Below are 15584 nucleotides of genomic sequence, written 5' to 3'. Positions count from 1 at the left end.
ACGCACTGTAGCGTTAGCTCTCATTCCATATTACTAAATCGTTTATTCGGTTAGGTTAGTCTTGAAATTACAGTGGACGATATATGCTGAAATCTACATTAGAACAATGGAGAATGTTTAAAGCGGTAGTAGACGCTGGAGGTTTTAATCAGGCGTCGGCAGTCGTCCATAAAAGCCAGTCTAGCGTTCATCATGCCGTACAGAAGCTCGAGAATGCTATTGGCGTGGTGCTGTTTGAAAATAGTGGCCGCAAGGTAAAGCTATCGCCGCAAGGAGAGCTCATGTACCGTCGAGCGTCATTTTTGCTCGACGAGGCCCAAAAGTTAGAATCGGTGGCCAATAGTCTTCGGTATGGCACAGAAACAACGCTTAGAGTAGCGGCAGATATTATCTTCCCCTCTCAGCTTCTTTATAATGTTCTCAACAAAGTATCTCAAGAGTTTCCTTTATTACGGGTAGAGCTTGAAGAGACCGTGCTGAGCGGAACAAACTCTATGCTCTCAAGCGGCAATGTTGATATCGGCATTTCTCCCTTCCCTTATCCCAGTGGATTTAGCGAAGACCTATGTGAAATAGAATTTGCAGCTGTCGCCCATAAAGATCACCCTCTGCATCAACTTGACAGAGTGCTTACGTTGGAAGATTTAAAATCTCACAGACAAATTGTAGTACGGGATTCGTCTGCTGAACGTAAAGCCGATGCAGGTTGGTTAGGTGCTGACCAGCGCTGGACTGTCAGCCATGTAAGAACGTCCCTCGATATTATCGCTCAAGGGCTTGGCTTCGCATGGCTCCCCATTGCCATTATCAAAAAAGAATTGGAAAGTGGCACATTAAAACCACTCCCGCTAAATAATAATGCAGCGCTACGAAAAACCTTACTTTATTTGTCTTTTGAAGATGGTGACGCACTCGGCCCGGCAGCACGTTCATTTATTGGGGAGCTTCGCTATCAGGCGATGAGCTTACCGTCTTCTGACTTCATCGCCATGGAAAATGGTGCATGTGATCCCTAAAGTTCTCCTTAGTGCTTCACAAACCCTATTAAGTAAAATATTTCCCGATGCGAGCGGGTAATATGAGAGTAAAGTACAAGTCATAAAAAGTACCCACCGAGTAATATTTGCAGACAATCAAGTAAATTTGTCATGACAACGCAAAATATGATGTTGCTAAGACAGCGCGTATTGCATCCGCTAAAGATTGCGATCCTCTCTCTCTGGCTCGTATTGCAAGGAGTGAATGGAAGCCAATTGCGCAGAAAAAAGCCGGCAAATTGAAGGAATGAATTTTGCAACGGCTTTTCCAATACTCTACGGCGCGAAAACATAAACAGGCTATACAGACCATAAGAAAAAAGGCGCAACATGTTAACGTTTAACACTTGTGACCTGAGTAATGGTTAATTCTATGCGCTTATATAAATATTGGATAAGCACTAAAAGAATGCTGAATTAACGCAGGGTTAAAATTCATCACCACAGCCCCCGTATAGTTTTCAAGATTTGAACACGCTTAAAAAAGTAGAAATATAAAAGCTACATTTGCTTAACTTAATGATAGACTTTTGTATAAGTAGGAATTTATATTATTGATATTGTTCTAATTTTTATATCAACGGATTAGATAGAGAAGGAATCCCACGTGCTTACCGTATTACTTGTCGACGACGATGCTGAATTTACTGAAGTAGCTTGTACCATTATTGAATTTTTAGGGCACGACGTTTTAACAGCCGCCACACTTCAAGAGGCGAGAGACTGGTTACAAAAAGAAACTTTTGATCATATTCTGCTTGATTTTATGCTGCCAGACGGTAGTGGAGCTCACTTGTTCGATGAGCTAGACATGTTGCCAAAGCGTCCACGGGTGACGCTTATTACCGGCCACCCATCAGTGAAAAGTGTCATCAAAGGTTTGTGCGGACCGAATATAGACTATCTTGTTAAACCTATTCAACGAGAAGATATTGAAGCCGTTCTTAGCAGAAAACCCGAAAAAGCAGCCCCCAAGCGAGACAAAATTGAAAAGCACTTTGACTTACTTATTGGTGAGTCGCCTGCCATGCAGGAGCTGTATAAATTAATTTCTCGAGTAAGTAAAACCAGTGCCAACGTCATGTTATTGGGCGAAAGCGGAGTTGGTAAAGAAGTCGTAGCTGCGGCTATTCATAAAGCCTCAGACAGCGAAGGTAATTATATTGCGACAAACTGCGGTGCTTTCTCGAAAGAATTAATTGCCAGCGAGCTATTTGGCCACGAAAAAGGGGCATTTACCGGCGCTGTGGGACGTAAAGAAGGCGTATTTGAGCAAGCCGAAAGCGGTACGCTCTTTTTAGACGAAATTACAGAGATGCCCATCGATATGCAGCCTAACCTGCTGCGGGTGCTCGAAAACAAAGTGGTAATTCGAGTAGGCGGTACCAAAACAATTCCTGTTAACTGCCGTGTGGTATCTGCTACAAACAGAACAATGGAAGAAATCGCTCAAAGCAAAGTATTACGGGAAGACATATACTTTCGACTAGCCGTTTTTCCTATCACTATTCCTCCCCTTCGCGATAGAAAAGAAGATATTACTTTATTAGCAAAGACGTTTATTGAAGAGTTTAATAAAGACAATAACGCCAGTTTTGAGTGGGATGAAGCACAACTTGAAACCTTAAAAGCATATGACTGGCCAGGGAATGTGCGGGAACTCCGTCATTTCGTTCACCGCGCGGCAATTATGAGCGATCCGGAAAGCAACGCTTTAGAGCTTCCTAAAACTATCGAATCGCCATTCGCTCAAAAGCAGAGTACAACACCTTCTCTTCAAGCAGGCCGCACAATAGAAGATGTAGAGAAAGAGCTTATTTATGCGACTCTTGAAAAAGTGAACGGTAATAAAACCATGGCTGCTGAGATGCTAGGGATTAGCACAAAAACGCTTTACAACCGTCTTCATGCCTATGGCGATTTAAGTAAAGACGAGCAGTAATTAAAGGCGAAGTTATGACCAATGAAGAATTTTCAAAAATGAGTGTGTATGTTCACGATGCACGTAAACCGTTAAATAGAATATCCATGCAAGCAGAGTTGATAAAAATGGCTTTGAACGGCGATATTCCTACACAAAAAGCTGTGGATGCATTGGATAAAATTATTGCGAGCTCTAAAGATTGCAGTAACACCCTTTCTGAAATGACTTCAGAGTTAAGCGAGACAGTATCGGATTCAGCTAAATGATAAATAAAGTTTTATCTTCGCTTTACAGCTGGATCCTGATGGTCGTGCTTGTGATCGTTGTTATCACAGCCAATTCTTTTTACGTAGTAGATACACTAGATGACCTGTCTGCGTTAGAAGCTAAACTGTTTAGCACAAATCGTATTATTGGTGCGGTAAACAAACTCCATGTTGCGCTATTGCGCGCTGAATCTGGGCAACGGGGCTATTTGTTGACAGAAGACGAAGCCTACTTAAACGAATATACGCAAACCCTGAATACGTTTGCCGCCCTTGCAGATGAAGTGGAGGTAAGTGTATTTGCATCAGATTCGCCAGAGCAAAGCAAACGCGTCAACGACTTGCTGGCACTGACAAAAGAAAAAATAAACCGCATGGTCGAGGTTGTAGAACTCGCTCGCGAAAACAATAAAAGAGAAGCATTAAGCTTACTTAAATCTGACCGAGGTCTTGAGTTATACAACCAATTCGAGAAGATTTTCGAAGAGGTAGATAGTTCAGAACGGAATATACAGGGTACCCATTTAGCAAACTTGATGAAGCTACGCCGCGACTCGGTGAATACCCTGATCATTTCATCGGCGACCACCCTTCTGCTCATCGTTACTATTTTTCTGTTACTTAAAATCAATACCAGAGAAAACGAAAAACACCAGGCCGAGCTTGAGGCAATCAATGAAGAATTAGAAGTGAAAATTGAAGAGCGTACTCAAGAGTTAAGTGTGTATTCTGATGAACTTGCTAGGAGTAATAGAGAGTTAGAAGACTTTGCATTTGTTGCCTCCCACGACCTTCAAGAACCACTTAGAAAAATTCGCGCCTTCGGCAACAGAATAGAATCTGGCTATGGTGATGTGATAGATGAAAGAGGTAAAGACTTTCTTGCCCGCATGCTAAATGCAGCAGAGCGAATGTCAATGCTAATTTCTGATTTGCTCTCTTTCTCTCGTGTATCAACCCGTGGAAAAGATTTTTCAGAGGTAGAGCTAAACACTGTACTCAACTCAGTATTGAGCGATTTAGAAATTGCCATTGAAGAAAAATCGGCTGAAATAACCGTTTCGGATATGCCAAAGATACGCGGTGATAAATCACAGTTAGAGCAATTGTTTTTGAATCTACTGTCTAATGCACTGAAGTTTCAGCCAGCGGATATCGTGCCAAAAGTGCAGGTAAATTGCGCCAAGCTGGACCCAGATTCAGATAGCGTAGAGCTTGAAAACATACTCAAGTCTGATGAATACCAATGGATAAAAATTACCGTTGAAGATAACGGTATCGGTTTTGATCAAACCTTCTCTGAGAAAATATTTGCGCCGTTCCAACGATTGCACGGCAGAAGCGAATACAAAGGCACTGGGATAGGTCTTGCCGTATGCCGGCGCATTGTAGAGCGACATAACGGTACAATAGCCGCAAGCAGTGAGCCCGGCAATGGCGCTAAGTTTGAAATTATTTTGCCCCTAGATAGCGAGCCTTTCGGCTCTAATAACGATAATGGAGATCCTTCGCATGACGCGTAAGCAAGCACAATCAATTAATATTTTAATGGCCGATGACGATGAGGATGATCGTTTACTCACTGTTGACGCGCTGAAAGAGTCGCGGGTTTTAAATACGCTTTTTTGCGTCGAAGACGGTGTTGAGTTGCTCGAATTTCTTCGTCACGAGGGGAAATATAGCGATGCTGAAAAATACCCTCGCCCCAGTCTTATTTTGCTAGACCTCAACATGCCTCGTAAAGACGGTCGTGAAGCGCTACAAGAGTTAAAGAATGATCCGAAATTGCGCAGCATTCCTGTGGTTATTTTAACCACTTCAAAGGAAGAAGAAGACATGCTTCGAGGCTACGACTTGGGTTGCGCTTCTTATATTACTAAACCTGTTAACTTTGAAGGTTTAGTAGACCTAATGCGGGCACTCGGTCGGTATTGGATTGAATTTGTAGAACTACCACACGAGTAGCGGAGTACTAGATGACAGAGGTAATAAAAATTCTATTGATAGAGGATGATGAAGATGACTACTTCCTTACCTCTGATTATCTAGAGCGTTGCGACTCTCCTAAGTTCCTGCTCACGTGGGCTACCGACAGTGACTCGGCCATCGAGGCACTAAAACAAGACACATTTGACTTGTGCCTTCTAGACTTTTTGCTGGGCGCCGAAAACGCCCTTGACGTCATAGACAAATTAAAAGCAAATCAGTACAACTTACCCGTTGTGATCCTTACAGGTCAATCTGACTCAACTGTCGATGAGATGGTGATGCGCGCAGGCGCTGCCGATTATCTTCAAAAATCTGAAATTGAATCGCCGCGTTTCATGCGAACTATTCGTTACGCACTCGTTCGTCGAGATATCGAAAACGAACGAATGGAACGCAATAAGGTAGAACAAAAAAACAAGGCGAAGGATAAATTTCTTGCTCATTTGGGACACGAATTAAGAACGCCGCTCACCTCCATTCTAGGATATACGGAACTATTGATAGACGACGCCAGAAATAGCCCGTTTCAACAAGAACTTTCTATCATTCATTCAAACGGTAAACACCTGTTGAGTCTGCTAAATGACTTGCTCGACATGTCGCGCATAATGGCCGATAAGCTTGAGTTGAATATGAAAGAAATTAACTTAGCTGCGTTTCTTACTGATATACACTCGTTGATGCAATTGAATGCTAAGGATAAGGGACTGAGTTTAAATGTCGTGCCTAAGACGAAGTTGCCAGAGTTTATTCGAACCGATCCCACTCGTCTGCGTCAAATTTTAATCAATTTGATAACCAACGCTGTGAAATTCACAGACAAAGGCAGCATTACGCTTACCATAGAAATGGAGCCATCGAAGGTAAGTCAGCAGAGCGAAAACTACGCAGAGTCTAAAGCGCTAGAGAGCGTGTTAAGATTTACTGTTGATGATACTGGTATTGGAATGGCGCCGGATAAGTTGGACAACATCTTCCACCCGTTTGAACAAATTGAAGATGTTATGCGTGCTAATCATGGTGGCGCGGGTCTTGGGCTTGCCATATGTAAAGAACTGGTTTGTAAGCTGGAAGGCGATATATCTGTCTCTTCTAAAATGGGTGAAGGCAGCAGCTTTAGTTTTTTCATCAACCCCGGAAGTCTCAGCGATCAAACATTTGATGAGCTCTCACTTGGGCAAGTTGCTCCTGTTGAGCCCAGTAACCTGAACATGCAGCTCACCGGCAAAGTACTTATTGTGGATGACTTGCGCGAAATCAGAAGGCTTACCGGACACTTAGTGAGCCAGTCTAAAGCCGATATCAGTTACGCCGAGAATGGCGTAAAAGCCCTCGAGGCAGTATTACAAGCAGATGAACAAAATGCTCCTTTTAACCTAGTTCTCATGGATATCCATATGCCAGTTATGAATGGCATAGAGGCACTACATGCCATAAGGCGTCACGGCAAAGACCTACCCGTTATTGCAGTTACTGCGGCGAGCCGTAAAGGATTAAAAGAATCTCTCATTCGCGAAGGTTTTAACGACGTTATTGGGAAACCCATTGATAGGTTTGCCCTGGCAAGCTTATTGACACTTTATTTACCTGAAGATAACCCAGTGACGTTTTCAAATGTCGAGACGCAAGTTTCAGGTATGCCAATCAACAAACCTTTTGCACCTGAGCGCCCAGAGCCTAGGGTTAAGCTAGATGTGCCTAGCCCGCTGAAGTCTCAGCAAGAAAAACTACCTACCTCAAAGGTTAAGCGCGCTGAACATGAGGAAAAGCAAACTCAGCCGAGTGCCAAAAGAGTGCTTGTTGTTGAGGATGATGAAGATGCTGCGGAGTTACTGCAATTATTTCTTACTCACTTGGGATGCGAGGTAGTGAAGAGTTTGTGTGGTAGTGATGCACTAGACGCTGTTGATGAACAAAGTTTCGATCATATTCTGATGGATTTAACCCTACCGGACTACGATGGTTATGAATTGGCCAAAAAAATTAAACTGCAGCAGACATCATGTAAATTAACCATAGTCAGTGGGCACCAAGCTGATGAAAGCACTATGCGGTCTATTGGTATAGACAATGCTTTGCTTAAACCGGTTACTAAAAACGATCTAGAGAGCATACTAGTATAACTGACCAACTGCGCAATTCTTACAGAGTGCTCACAAATCTGTGTGCATTCTACTTAACTTTCTAAATCAAAATATCTAAAAGCCAGCAAAATCAATTACCTAACCTATGGCATAACAGTTGCTCCTATCTATTTGAACCTAGTAAAATCAAGGAGACTACTATGGCTACACAAACTGCGAAAACCACAGCGGCGAAAAATACATCGGCAAATGGTAAAGCAACATCAGAACCTAGCCACCCCGTTACGGACCAACTAAAAGAATCACTCCATGAGTCTGTAGATAAGCTTGCAGATAATGCTAGCGTGGCTGAGGAAAATATACGTCGCACAGCAACAGCGTCTGCAGAAAACATGTCAGAACGCAAGCGTCTTGCCGAACAAAAGTGGCAATCGTCAAAAGTGCGTAATTACGCGATTGAAAATCCAGTGGCAACAGCGGGACTCGCATTTGCGGCGGGCGTGTTAGTGACTTCGCTATTTCGTAAAAAGTAGTAGCTCGCCACTATGAGTGAATTACCTGATTTTCGGCATGCTCATTTTACCGTGAGCGATGAAAATCCGTTTCGCCTGACTCCCCCAAGGGATCAGGCGAATTTCGATAATGTTGCCGACGCCAGTAAGAGGGCATCATCGGGCCGTAACGCGTCCCATCCCTACCCCAACCCTGAATATGAAGACGTTTTCGACGCGCTAAAAAATGCCGTTAAGCAGCGTACAAAGCAAGGGACAGCCTTTTTAAGCCTTTTCAACAGTGAATTAATGCTCATCAAGCGCTCTCTTCTCATTACTATAGTGGCCTCGATGGCTGTTTTCGTCATATCTATGGTGTGCTGGGTAATTCTCAATGTTGGCTTGAGCATAGCGCTGTATTCTGTAAACCTCAGCGTGTTTGTCATTATTTGCATACTTCTGTGCATTAATGTAGCTGCAGCAATATTGTTGTTTAGACTGGCAAAAAATGCATCTCAACTAGTTAGCTTTGAAAGGGTGATAGGGTTAATAAAACGCAGCCTTCTTTCATAAAATTTGCATAATATTTTCATAAGACTCCCATAAGACGTCATTAGTCTGAAACTACGCTATAGTATAGGATAAACGTTATGATTAACGCACTGATGAAAAACGTTTTACTGAAAGAACAGTTGCTTGATATCGAGAAAAGAGAAAGAGATCTGTATGCCCAAAAGCATCACGCATCGTTAGCGGAAGAAAACGCCAAATTGCAGTGCAGTTTTTTATTTGGCAAACCTGAAGTTATTCTTTCTATTGTGGGTTTAGGCGCCTGTAAAGGTGCATCTGACGCGAAACCAAAAGTGAAAAAGAATCGTAAAACAGCACTAACAACGATAGGCAGAACCGCGTTGCTATCGCTATTTAAAATGTAATTAATATGGCAAAAGGAAGTTATTGATGCGTCATAAATTTAAAATAAGAAATATTCACGCTGTCGTAGGTGCCACAATTATCACAAGCAACATTTTAGCCGGTTGTGCGTCGGTTCCAGTAGCATCGCCTACACCTTATAAATCGGCCAAATCAGAGCAAAGCTACGGTTATTCAAGTGAAAAAATAAGCGACGCAGAATACCGAATTCTGTTTAAAGCTTCTGACAAGACGCCTGCTGATAAGGTGCAGCAGTATGCACTGAGAAGGGCAGCAGAAATCGCGCAGACTAATGGATTTGATTTTGTTGCTGTCGCATCTACAAACATTGAAAAGAAACGGGTTATAGCCCGCGAAATATCAATGACCAAAAACGACCAGGTCACTTTTCCCTCTGATAAACAGTGCACCATGTCTGGATGTTCAAACGTTGCACAACCTTCAACATTGCCAAATCCCAGCGATATTGAAAAGAAAGCGATGAAAGATATTTATTTTTCAATTGTCGCCGAGATGTCGAATGACAAAGTTAGTCTTGGCAATAACGCATTTTCGGTTAGCGAGTTGCTTGCACAACCCCTAGAAGAAAAAAATCAGAACTATTAATACAAACGGTTAAGCCGATATTGGCTTAACTAAAACACCGTCTTTACGAGGCGTAAACTTACTTTATTCCTCGTGAATCTGCTCTTAATTCCATGTTCATCTGTTTTTAATCTGCTACAAAAGTAGCCGTAATCACTTCGCTATATGCTTGACAGTAAGCAATGCAATAAACCTGAAATTGCAATTGTGACTCACTGACACAAGATGAAGGATTTATGAGATGAATAAATTAAACGTCATTAGCTCAAAAACTATCGCTACAACAGCCGTGATACTACTTGCTTCGGGATGCAGTGCGGTTGCAAACCCTCAGAAAGCAGGTAGCACAACAAGCGCATCGCCTTCCCTTACAGCACAAGCACTGGATAATTCGCTACTCTATTCAAACTCATGTATTACTGAGCGCGAAGTTATTGCCGCACAAAAAATGTGGGGCGACGGTATTGTTGAAATAGGCTCGGTATATTCCAATAACGGCGATTATTCTAATGAAGCTGCCGACTTCATCCAAGACATGTATGGGTACGATTTGAGCAGTGTGCTTTTCAAACCCACACTTGCAGCCAACGATCAGTTTAGATCTAGTTTTGATGCTGCTCTGTCTTACTTTGTTGGCGGAAATGATGCTTATGCGGAAGATAAAGGCTTTGCCATTAAACCTTACACAAATGTGAAGTTTGATAACGTGGGCATTATCAACAATAGCTGCAGAATGGCTGTGGCAATGGGAAACTATTATTTTACTGACACAAAAGGCGATGAAACCAAAGTGGAATATACCTTTGCTTACGTAAAAGACAGTGATAATAAGTTACGCATTGTCGCTCACCAATCTTCGCTGCCCTACAACCCCTCGGGCAGCTAATTAAGAGCCAGTGACCTATATAGCTCAAGAAGCAAACTAGATAGCCAGCTAGGGTAAAACAACAACTCGTGTTTTACCCCGGCTTTTTTAGCGCAAATTATCTAATCATCGCTATCTAAATGAAGCGTATTAGCTCGCTCTATCCACTCTAAATCCTTTGTTTGTTCATCAAGAGTACCTTTAGCATCTTCAAGAAAAATCTGGCAAAAATAGCTCACAGCGGGCAGCTTTTCTTTGTAGCGTTTTAGTTGCACTTCCATTTCCTGCATCGCATTAGCAAACTCAGAATTTGATTTGGATAGCTCATAATCACATTTTAGATAAGCGCATAGAACGTCGGCCGCTTTCGCAAGGGTCACATGTGCGTCTTCCTTGTCTTGCTCTATTAATGATTGATAGCGATGCTGCAGCGCTTCAGGTAACGTTTTGATTAACATGGCCTCAAAACGGCGTTCAAGCTTCTTGATTGCCGATGTTGTCTCGGGATCGTGATACTTTACCGGGCTAGGTATATCGCTCATCCCTGCAATTTCACTACCCTCGTGGAAAATCGCCATGGCGGCCACCCTATCTGGATCAATATCTTCTTTAAAGATATCGCACGCTATAGCGCCTAGCATATGTCCAACAACAGAAGCCTCGTAAATGTGAGTAGAAAGCATTTCGTCTTGAAACTGAGCCATTAATGGCCATCGCTTTACGTTACGAGCCCGCTGCATTAGTCCGATAAACGCCGAGTGTGTATTTGCCATTAGTCTGTTCCTTCACATATTTTAAGTTTCCGATCTTACCTTTTGGCTGCCCATTAACACAATGTAAATTATCTCTCTCGCAGTTTGTCGACTGTAAAAACTGCAAATCACCTGTAATTATTATTGTTGAGACGCACAATAATTACTGTCCAGAATGATAAAAATTAAATTTTTATCATTAATAACATACACTTAAAAATATGGCACTAACATAGCATCACCTTTACTGAACGAAACGGAAGCAACAAGAGGAACTTACTATGTTAGGCTGGGCAATCACATTTTTTATTATCGCCATTATTGCAGCAGTTTTTGGCTTCTCGGGCATAGCAGGTGCGGCAACAGGAATTGCACAAATATTATTTTTCGTATTTGTAGCGTTTCTTGTCATCTCGCTAATCGCAAACGCTCTTCGTGGCAAAGCGCCAAAAGCGTAACACGCCCTCAAATTAAGCAGTTAAATTAGATAGTTAAAGAAAAGGAGTAAGGATATGATTTCATTTAAAGATTTAGCAAAGGTAGCAGCGGCATCAATATTTGTATTGTCTGTAGCAGCATGCAGTGAAAACGACGCTGAAAGCGCAGGTGAAGAACTTGATGAAATGGTCACCGACGCGGGTAACGCTCTCGAAGACGGTGGCGAAGAAATCGGTGATATGGCCGATGACGCAGGAAACGCCGTTGAAGACGCTTGTGAAGACGTCAAAGAAGGCGTAGATGCAGAAGACGACGATTGCTAACCACTAGGTGACTCACTAGCGGGATGGATTGTTAGTAACAACTCTCTCTCGCCACATGAGAATCGCTATGTGAAAAAATAAAAAATAGCCGGTAGACGTTACCGGCTATTTTTTTACGTTTGTCACCTAGCGATACAACGCCACTTAGGATCGGTTAAGACACTTCAATACCGCCCATTTCTCGCGCTAAATCGTCTAGCGTTGAGAGAGTTTGATCAAACTCTCCCAAGATATATGTGTATTTGACGCTCACATGGTGATCTGTCTGCCCAAACTTAACCCGAAGACCTTCAGCATCAATATGCTTCACAGTATTGAGAAACCGATAGGCTGACATCTCGGAACCAAATTCAAACTCAACACTATTTTCCATCTACGCAAGCACACCTGGTTTGTTATCGATAACACTGATAACTCGCTGCAGTAACCCGTGCTCACTGCTTTTCACCTCACCATGAGATAACCAATCTCCCAGAATGTCGGCAGGAGACGGAGCCTCGCCACTTTCCAGCTTCGCGGTCATCATTTGAAGCTGTACGCTTGAACGAGTTGACGAATCTGCCTCTGGACTTGGCATCTCACACGCTACTTCTAGTGCCACGGTTAGCCATTGTCTATCATGACGCGAAGTGTCTGAGTTGCTTGCATTGGTGTATATACTCGACCAGCGCTTACCTAAAATTTCTAGATGCGCTTCTCGCTCACCGGGTTCATTATTTTGTAATAGTGATATTAACGCCTGCGCACGTGCTGTTTTCCGCTCATTGAGGTTTTCGCGCAGATAATTTTCTCTCTTTCGATTTAGCTCACTGATTTTGCGTTCAACTTTTGTGCGGTTGGCACCTGTAAGTTCTGCTAACCCATCTTCCACTGGTTTGAGAGCGCTGCTATAGGTATCTTCATCAGCCTCTACGGCAATGGAGGCTAAAATAGCAACCAGTGCTTCCGCACGCTGAGCAAAAGCATTATTTTGGGCTTTGCGCTGACTTTTAATACGTTCAAATACTTCGTCATTGCGCTTTTTAAATTCTGCCCATAATCTGCTTTCTTCGCGTTTTCCTGCATGTCCAATTTGCTTCCACTCTTGCTGTAATGTCTGAGCGGATTGGGCAGCAGCTTCCATATCTTCAGCACTTTGCAATGCATCTACCTTATCTACTAAGGCTTGCTTAAGCGCTTGATTTTGACTCTGCCATTCGCGAACAGTTTTTTGAAGTGGTGAGTTTACAGCCTTCCACTCTTGCTTTAGCTGCTCGTAGTCTTGCTTTTCAACTTGACCACAGGCTCGCCACTGTTTGGCAAGCCTGTCGAGTATTTTGCTTAGCTCCGATGGCGGCGTGTCTGGGTCGATATCTTTTGCTTTGACAATAATTGAGCGACGCAGCTCTAGTGCTGCAGCTCGCTCTGCATCAAGTTTGGCATAATGCTCTCTGCATGGCTCAAAGGCCTTTTCAAGCGCAGTATCAAAAGCTTTCTGTAGCTCCTCTGTCTGCTCGCCAGTACTATTTTGTGAGTCAGACAGTGCAGGTGCACTCAATGACAGCCATTGGCTGCGGAGATATTTAATGGCTTCGCTTCGCTGCTTGATGTTTTCGGCTGGCGTCGCTGCAAGAGTTTGTGCTTCTTCAACCAGCGCGGGCTTACGCGGTTCTGCAATGTAGCTCTGCCAACCTTCAAGGCGAGCAATATCATCAGCGGTTTTTTGATAGCGCTTTTCAATGTCTCTTTTTATATCAGCAGGTAGGCCTTGTACCTCTTCTGAAAGCTTTTTAAACTTTGACATTGCAGCGCGAAATTTACCTTGAGACACCAGGTTATCGACAATGCTGATTTGCTTTCTTACTTGACGTAACTCATCGAGATGCTTCGATTTCAATGCCTTTTGCTCTGCTCTAACTTGTTTAGTAGCGGCTTTAAAACGTTGTAAAATAACCTGCGGTTGCATAATGAGCTCTTTGCTAAGCTCGGTGTATTCCTCCACCGCCGTATCAAAAGCACTTCTAATGTCTCGAAGCTCTACTTCCTCTAACGCATCATCAGTGAGCTTTTGCGCGATATCTTCAACAGTGTGCAAGCGGGATAACAGCTTCTGCCCATACTGCTGCTGAAGAGAAAAGGCCTCTAGCTTTGCGTTGAGTTCGTCAACAGCTAGCTGAACTTCTTTCATTCTTTTGTTGCTATTATCGAGCTGATTTAAATGCTCAATAGTGGCTTCAACACCACGAACGCTCTCGTTGACTGTAGCGACATCTGCTAATGTCGCCTCACAAAGACGGGTATTATAAAGCCAGTTAACTTGCTGCTTGGCATGGGTTAGTTGCTGCTCGCATAGGGCTTGCGTATTGGCAAGTAGCGACTGCTGTTGTTTTTCTTCCCACGCCGGACGAATTCTATCTAGATAGCGAGAAACTTGCTCCGCTATCTTACTGTGTTTTTCCTGGTATTCCTCGCGATCATCAGCGTTGAGAATTTCAACGTTGGCGAATAAGCCGGTTAACTCACTTTCATACACAGATTGCAAATCTACAATTTGCTCCACATCTGTTTTGTCTAACAAAGCGCGGTATTTTGACAAACACAACGTAAGCTGCTTTTTCAGCTCGACAGGTTTTTGCTCAGCCTCTCTGATTGCATCTATACGTGCATTTAAGTCAGCTAATAGTTTGTCATCACCTGCCTTTTTAGCCCACTTCTGCAACAATGAGATCTGCGACTGTGCATTAATCAGTTGCTGCTGTAATAGAGGGTTATTACAGTTTAAAAATACAAACTGGGTAAAAGACGGTTTATCGACCTTCTCCAGTAAAGTGTGCGCAAGTGAAGGTTCACTGAGTAGCGCGAAATCCTGATTGGCCACATCTTGTTGCACTACTTCAATGATTAAGTCTGGGCTTGCGGTTTCTGATAGAAAAGTCGCTTTTTCTTCGCGAGATAACGCTAGTGAGCCTTTTCCAGCAATAGCGTCATTTACACGCTGCTGCGCGGCTTTTTTCACGTTTGATGATTTTGCAATCTGCGCCATTTTAAGCCAAAGAACAAAGCTATTAAGTTTCTCTAGCGCAGCAAGGCTCACATCAGCGCTTTCATCATTGAAGGCCAACTCGTGCAGTATTGTTTTTTCTTGTTGTTTTTCCGGTGAGAGATTTTTAATGGCTTCCAGTCTTTTTTCTGACTTTGGACTGGTGTGAGAAGGAGCAAATATACGACTAAATATCATCCTGTTTGAACCGCGCTATCGTGTTGTTATCATTATTTTGGTCCGAAAGAGAACGTTTAAAATCGGCTTTGCTTTTATGCACGATTTCACCGCTCTCGCCTACTGTCATGTGTTCAGAGGATTTTTCTATTTTCGCCTGATACAACATAACCGCCTGCATACTGCTGGCTTTTTGCTCTTCGTTAAGTGGCGTTCCATCTATCCACTTACCTGTCTCTACTGCTTGACGCAAGCGTTCATAAACCTCTGGCGTCATACTGCTTACTAATGCATCTATATTCATCTAAGAAAAACGCTTTATCATTACAATACGTGCTCTATTCACTAGGTACCAAACAAACCCGACAACCGCTCCTAAAATAGCAAGGTTGTGCTGAAGGTCTCCTGGCCTAGTCCCTCCCCAATACATAAAACCAAAACTCGCCACGAAAATTAGCATAGCAAGTAAAGACTGATTTTGAATGCTTTGGAGTTTTTGAAATCTGTGTAGGCTTTGCTTTCTTTCAACGTCTTCAGACGTTGCGTCACCCACCTTAAATCCACAATGAGGACACTCCTTCGCCTTGTCAGAGGTTTTTTTCTTACACGACGGGCAGTCAACTAATGCCATGCGTTGCTCCTGTTAATACGCTGCGAGTAAAAAACAACAGAGAATACGTCTTAGCCTCTCTGTCTCGCGG

General features: G+C 43.0%; 18 protein-coding genes. 13 read left to right on the top strand and 5 right to left on the bottom strand.

Going from position 1 to position 15584, the window contains the following annotated elements:
• Positions 1 to 83 precede the first annotated feature (83 nt).
• The 11 genes from GTW09_RS11970 (at position 84) to GTW09_RS11920 (ending at position 10195) form a co-directional block, all read left to right on the top strand.
• Complete coding sequence (locus GTW09_RS11970; RefSeq protein ID WP_071979869.1) at positions 84 to 1016, top strand: LysR family transcriptional regulator; 933 nt, start codon at positions 84 to 86, stop codon at positions 1014 to 1016.
• A gap of 628 nt (positions 1017 to 1644) precedes the next feature.
• Entirely contained in the window at positions 1645 to 2979 is a 1335-nt protein-coding gene (locus GTW09_RS11965; RefSeq protein ID WP_163112074.1) for a sigma 54-interacting transcriptional regulator, read from the top strand.
• Between the two features lie 14 nt (positions 2980 to 2993).
• Positions 2994 to 3227: a hypothetical protein gene (locus GTW09_RS11960; RefSeq protein WP_163112073.1), complete on the top strand. Its 234-nt coding sequence runs from the start codon at positions 2994 to 2996 to the stop codon at positions 3225 to 3227.
• Positions 3224 to 4750, top strand: coding sequence for a sensor histidine kinase (locus tag GTW09_RS11955; RefSeq protein ID WP_163112072.1), 1527 nt, complete (start codon positions 3224 to 3226; stop codon positions 4748 to 4750). Before GTW09_RS11960 ends, GTW09_RS11955 begins: the two co-directional genes overlap by 4 nt.
• Complete coding sequence (locus tag GTW09_RS11950; protein WP_071979873.1) at positions 4740 to 5192, top strand: response regulator; 453 nt, start codon at positions 4740 to 4742, stop codon at positions 5190 to 5192. Before GTW09_RS11955 ends, GTW09_RS11950 begins: the two co-directional genes overlap by 11 nt.
• Positions 5193 to 5203: 11 nt before the next feature.
• Positions 5204 to 7339 (top strand): response regulator, encoded by a 2136-nt coding sequence (locus GTW09_RS11945; RefSeq protein WP_163112071.1) that lies wholly within the window; start codon positions 5204 to 5206, stop codon positions 7337 to 7339.
• 161 nt (positions 7340 to 7500) lie between these two features.
• Complete coding sequence (locus GTW09_RS11940) at positions 7501 to 7833, top strand: DUF883 domain-containing protein (RefSeq protein ID WP_071979875.1); 333 nt, start codon at positions 7501 to 7503, stop codon at positions 7831 to 7833.
• 12 nt (positions 7834 to 7845) lie between these two features.
• Positions 7846 to 8364: a hypothetical protein gene (locus GTW09_RS11935; RefSeq protein WP_163112070.1), complete on the top strand. Its 519-nt coding sequence runs from the start codon at positions 7846 to 7848 to the stop codon at positions 8362 to 8364.
• Positions 8365 to 8441: 77 nt separating this feature from the next.
• On the top strand, positions 8442 to 8726 hold the full coding sequence (locus GTW09_RS11930) for a hypothetical protein (protein ID WP_239059370.1): 285 nt from the start codon (positions 8442 to 8444) through the stop codon (positions 8724 to 8726).
• A 25-nt stretch (positions 8727 to 8751) separates the two neighbouring features.
• On the top strand, positions 8752 to 9330 hold the full coding sequence (locus GTW09_RS11925; RefSeq protein WP_163112069.1) for a CC0125/CC1285 family lipoprotein: 579 nt from the start codon (positions 8752 to 8754) through the stop codon (positions 9328 to 9330).
• A 220-nt stretch (positions 9331 to 9550) separates the two neighbouring features.
• Positions 9551 to 10195 carry a phosphoribosyl-AMP cyclohydrolase gene (locus tag GTW09_RS11920; protein WP_163112068.1) on the top strand — a complete coding sequence of 215 codons (645 nt, stop codon included), beginning with the start codon at positions 9551 to 9553 and terminating at the stop codon, positions 10193 to 10195.
• 101 nt (positions 10196 to 10296) lie between these two features.
• Here the strand turns inward: GTW09_RS11920 and yfbR are convergent, their stop codons facing one another.
• Positions 10297 to 10947 carry a 5'-deoxynucleotidase gene (gene yfbR, locus GTW09_RS11915; protein ID WP_071979879.1) on the bottom strand — a complete coding sequence of 217 codons (651 nt, stop codon included), beginning with the start codon at positions 10945 to 10947 and terminating at the stop codon, positions 10297 to 10299.
• Positions 10948 to 11207: 260 nt separating this feature from the next.
• Between yfbR and GTW09_RS11910 the strand changes: the two genes are divergently transcribed.
• Entirely contained in the window at positions 11208 to 11384 is a 177-nt protein-coding gene (locus GTW09_RS11910) for a DUF1328 domain-containing protein (protein WP_071979880.1), read from the top strand.
• Positions 11385 to 11438: 54 nt separating this feature from the next.
• Complete coding sequence (locus GTW09_RS11905) at positions 11439 to 11687, top strand: hypothetical protein (protein ID WP_071979881.1); 249 nt, start codon at positions 11439 to 11441, stop codon at positions 11685 to 11687.
• A gap of 154 nt (positions 11688 to 11841) precedes the next feature.
• Here GTW09_RS11905 and GTW09_RS11900 read toward each other — a convergent pair whose 3' ends face one another.
• The 4 genes from GTW09_RS11900 to GTW09_RS11885 are packed head-to-tail and all read right to left on the bottom strand — an operon-like array spanning position 11842 to position 15514.
• Positions 11842 to 12060 carry a hypothetical protein gene (locus GTW09_RS11900; protein ID WP_163112067.1) on the bottom strand — a complete coding sequence of 73 codons (219 nt, stop codon included), beginning with the start codon at positions 12058 to 12060 and terminating at the stop codon, positions 11842 to 11844.
• The gene (locus tag GTW09_RS11895; RefSeq protein ID WP_163112066.1) at positions 12061 to 14904 is read right to left on the bottom strand and encodes a DUF349 domain-containing protein; all 2844 of its coding nucleotides are present in this window, start codon (positions 14902 to 14904) and stop codon (positions 12061 to 12063) included.
• Positions 14894 to 15187, bottom strand: coding sequence for a YeaC family protein (locus GTW09_RS11890; protein WP_071979884.1), 294 nt, complete (start codon positions 15185 to 15187; stop codon positions 14894 to 14896). Before GTW09_RS11890 ends, GTW09_RS11895 begins: the two co-directional genes overlap by 11 nt.
• Positions 15188 to 15514: a zinc ribbon domain-containing protein gene (locus GTW09_RS11885; protein ID WP_163112065.1), complete on the bottom strand. Its 327-nt coding sequence runs from the start codon at positions 15512 to 15514 to the stop codon at positions 15188 to 15190. It lies immediately after the preceding gene.
• Positions 15515 to 15584: the final 70 nt, after the last annotated feature.

It is taken from the genome of Alteromonas hispanica, assembly GCF_010500915.1.
GTDB classification, from domain to species: Bacteria; Pseudomonadota; Gammaproteobacteria; order Enterobacterales; family Alteromonadaceae; genus Alteromonas; species Alteromonas hispanica.
The sequence above is the reverse complement of the archived record's forward strand: the minus strand, read 5'-3'. Positions and strand labels throughout refer to the sequence as shown.

Coding starts and splice junctions, on each gene's coding strand:
- GTW09_RS11930 (WP_239059370.1), top strand. CDS start 8,442: ATGATTAACGCACTGATGAAAAACGTTTTACTGAAAGAACAGTTGCTT.
- GTW09_RS11940 (WP_071979875.1), top strand. CDS start 7,501: ATGGCTACACAAACTGCGAAAACCACAGCGGCGAAAAATACATCGGCA.
- GTW09_RS11905 (WP_071979881.1), top strand. CDS start 11,439: ATGATTTCATTTAAAGATTTAGCAAAGGTAGCAGCGGCATCAATATTT.
- GTW09_RS11900 (WP_163112067.1), bottom strand. CDS start 12,060: ATGGAAAATAGTGTTGAGTTTGAATTTGGTTCCGAGATGTCAGCCTAT.
- GTW09_RS11935 (WP_163112070.1), top strand. CDS start 7,846: ATGAGTGAATTACCTGATTTTCGGCATGCTCATTTTACCGTGAGCGAT.
- GTW09_RS11885 (WP_163112065.1), bottom strand. CDS start 15,514: ATGGCATTAGTTGACTGCCCGTCGTGTAAGAAAAAAACCTCTGACAAG.
- GTW09_RS11925 (WP_163112069.1), top strand. CDS start 8,752: ATGCGTCATAAATTTAAAATAAGAAATATTCACGCTGTCGTAGGTGCC.
- GTW09_RS11970 (WP_071979869.1), top strand. CDS start 84: ATGCTGAAATCTACATTAGAACAATGGAGAATGTTTAAAGCGGTAGTA.
- GTW09_RS11890 (WP_071979884.1), bottom strand. CDS start 15,187: ATGAATATAGATGCATTAGTAAGCAGTATGACGCCAGAGGTTTATGAA.
- GTW09_RS11920 (WP_163112068.1), top strand. CDS start 9,551: ATGAATAAATTAAACGTCATTAGCTCAAAAACTATCGCTACAACAGCC.
- GTW09_RS11945 (WP_163112071.1), top strand. CDS start 5,204: ATGACAGAGGTAATAAAAATTCTATTGATAGAGGATGATGAAGATGAC.
- yfbR (WP_071979879.1), bottom strand. CDS start 10,947: ATGGCAAATACACACTCGGCGTTTATCGGACTAATGCAGCGGGCTCGT.
- GTW09_RS11895 (WP_163112066.1), bottom strand. CDS start 14,904: ATGATATTTAGTCGTATATTTGCTCCTTCTCACACCAGTCCAAAGTCA.
- GTW09_RS11955 (WP_163112072.1), top strand. CDS start 3,224: ATGATAAATAAAGTTTTATCTTCGCTTTACAGCTGGATCCTGATGGTC.
- GTW09_RS11910 (WP_071979880.1), top strand. CDS start 11,208: ATGTTAGGCTGGGCAATCACATTTTTTATTATCGCCATTATTGCAGCA.
- GTW09_RS11950 (WP_071979873.1), top strand. CDS start 4,740: ATGACGCGTAAGCAAGCACAATCAATTAATATTTTAATGGCCGATGAC.
- GTW09_RS11960 (WP_163112073.1), top strand. CDS start 2,994: ATGACCAATGAAGAATTTTCAAAAATGAGTGTGTATGTTCACGATGCA.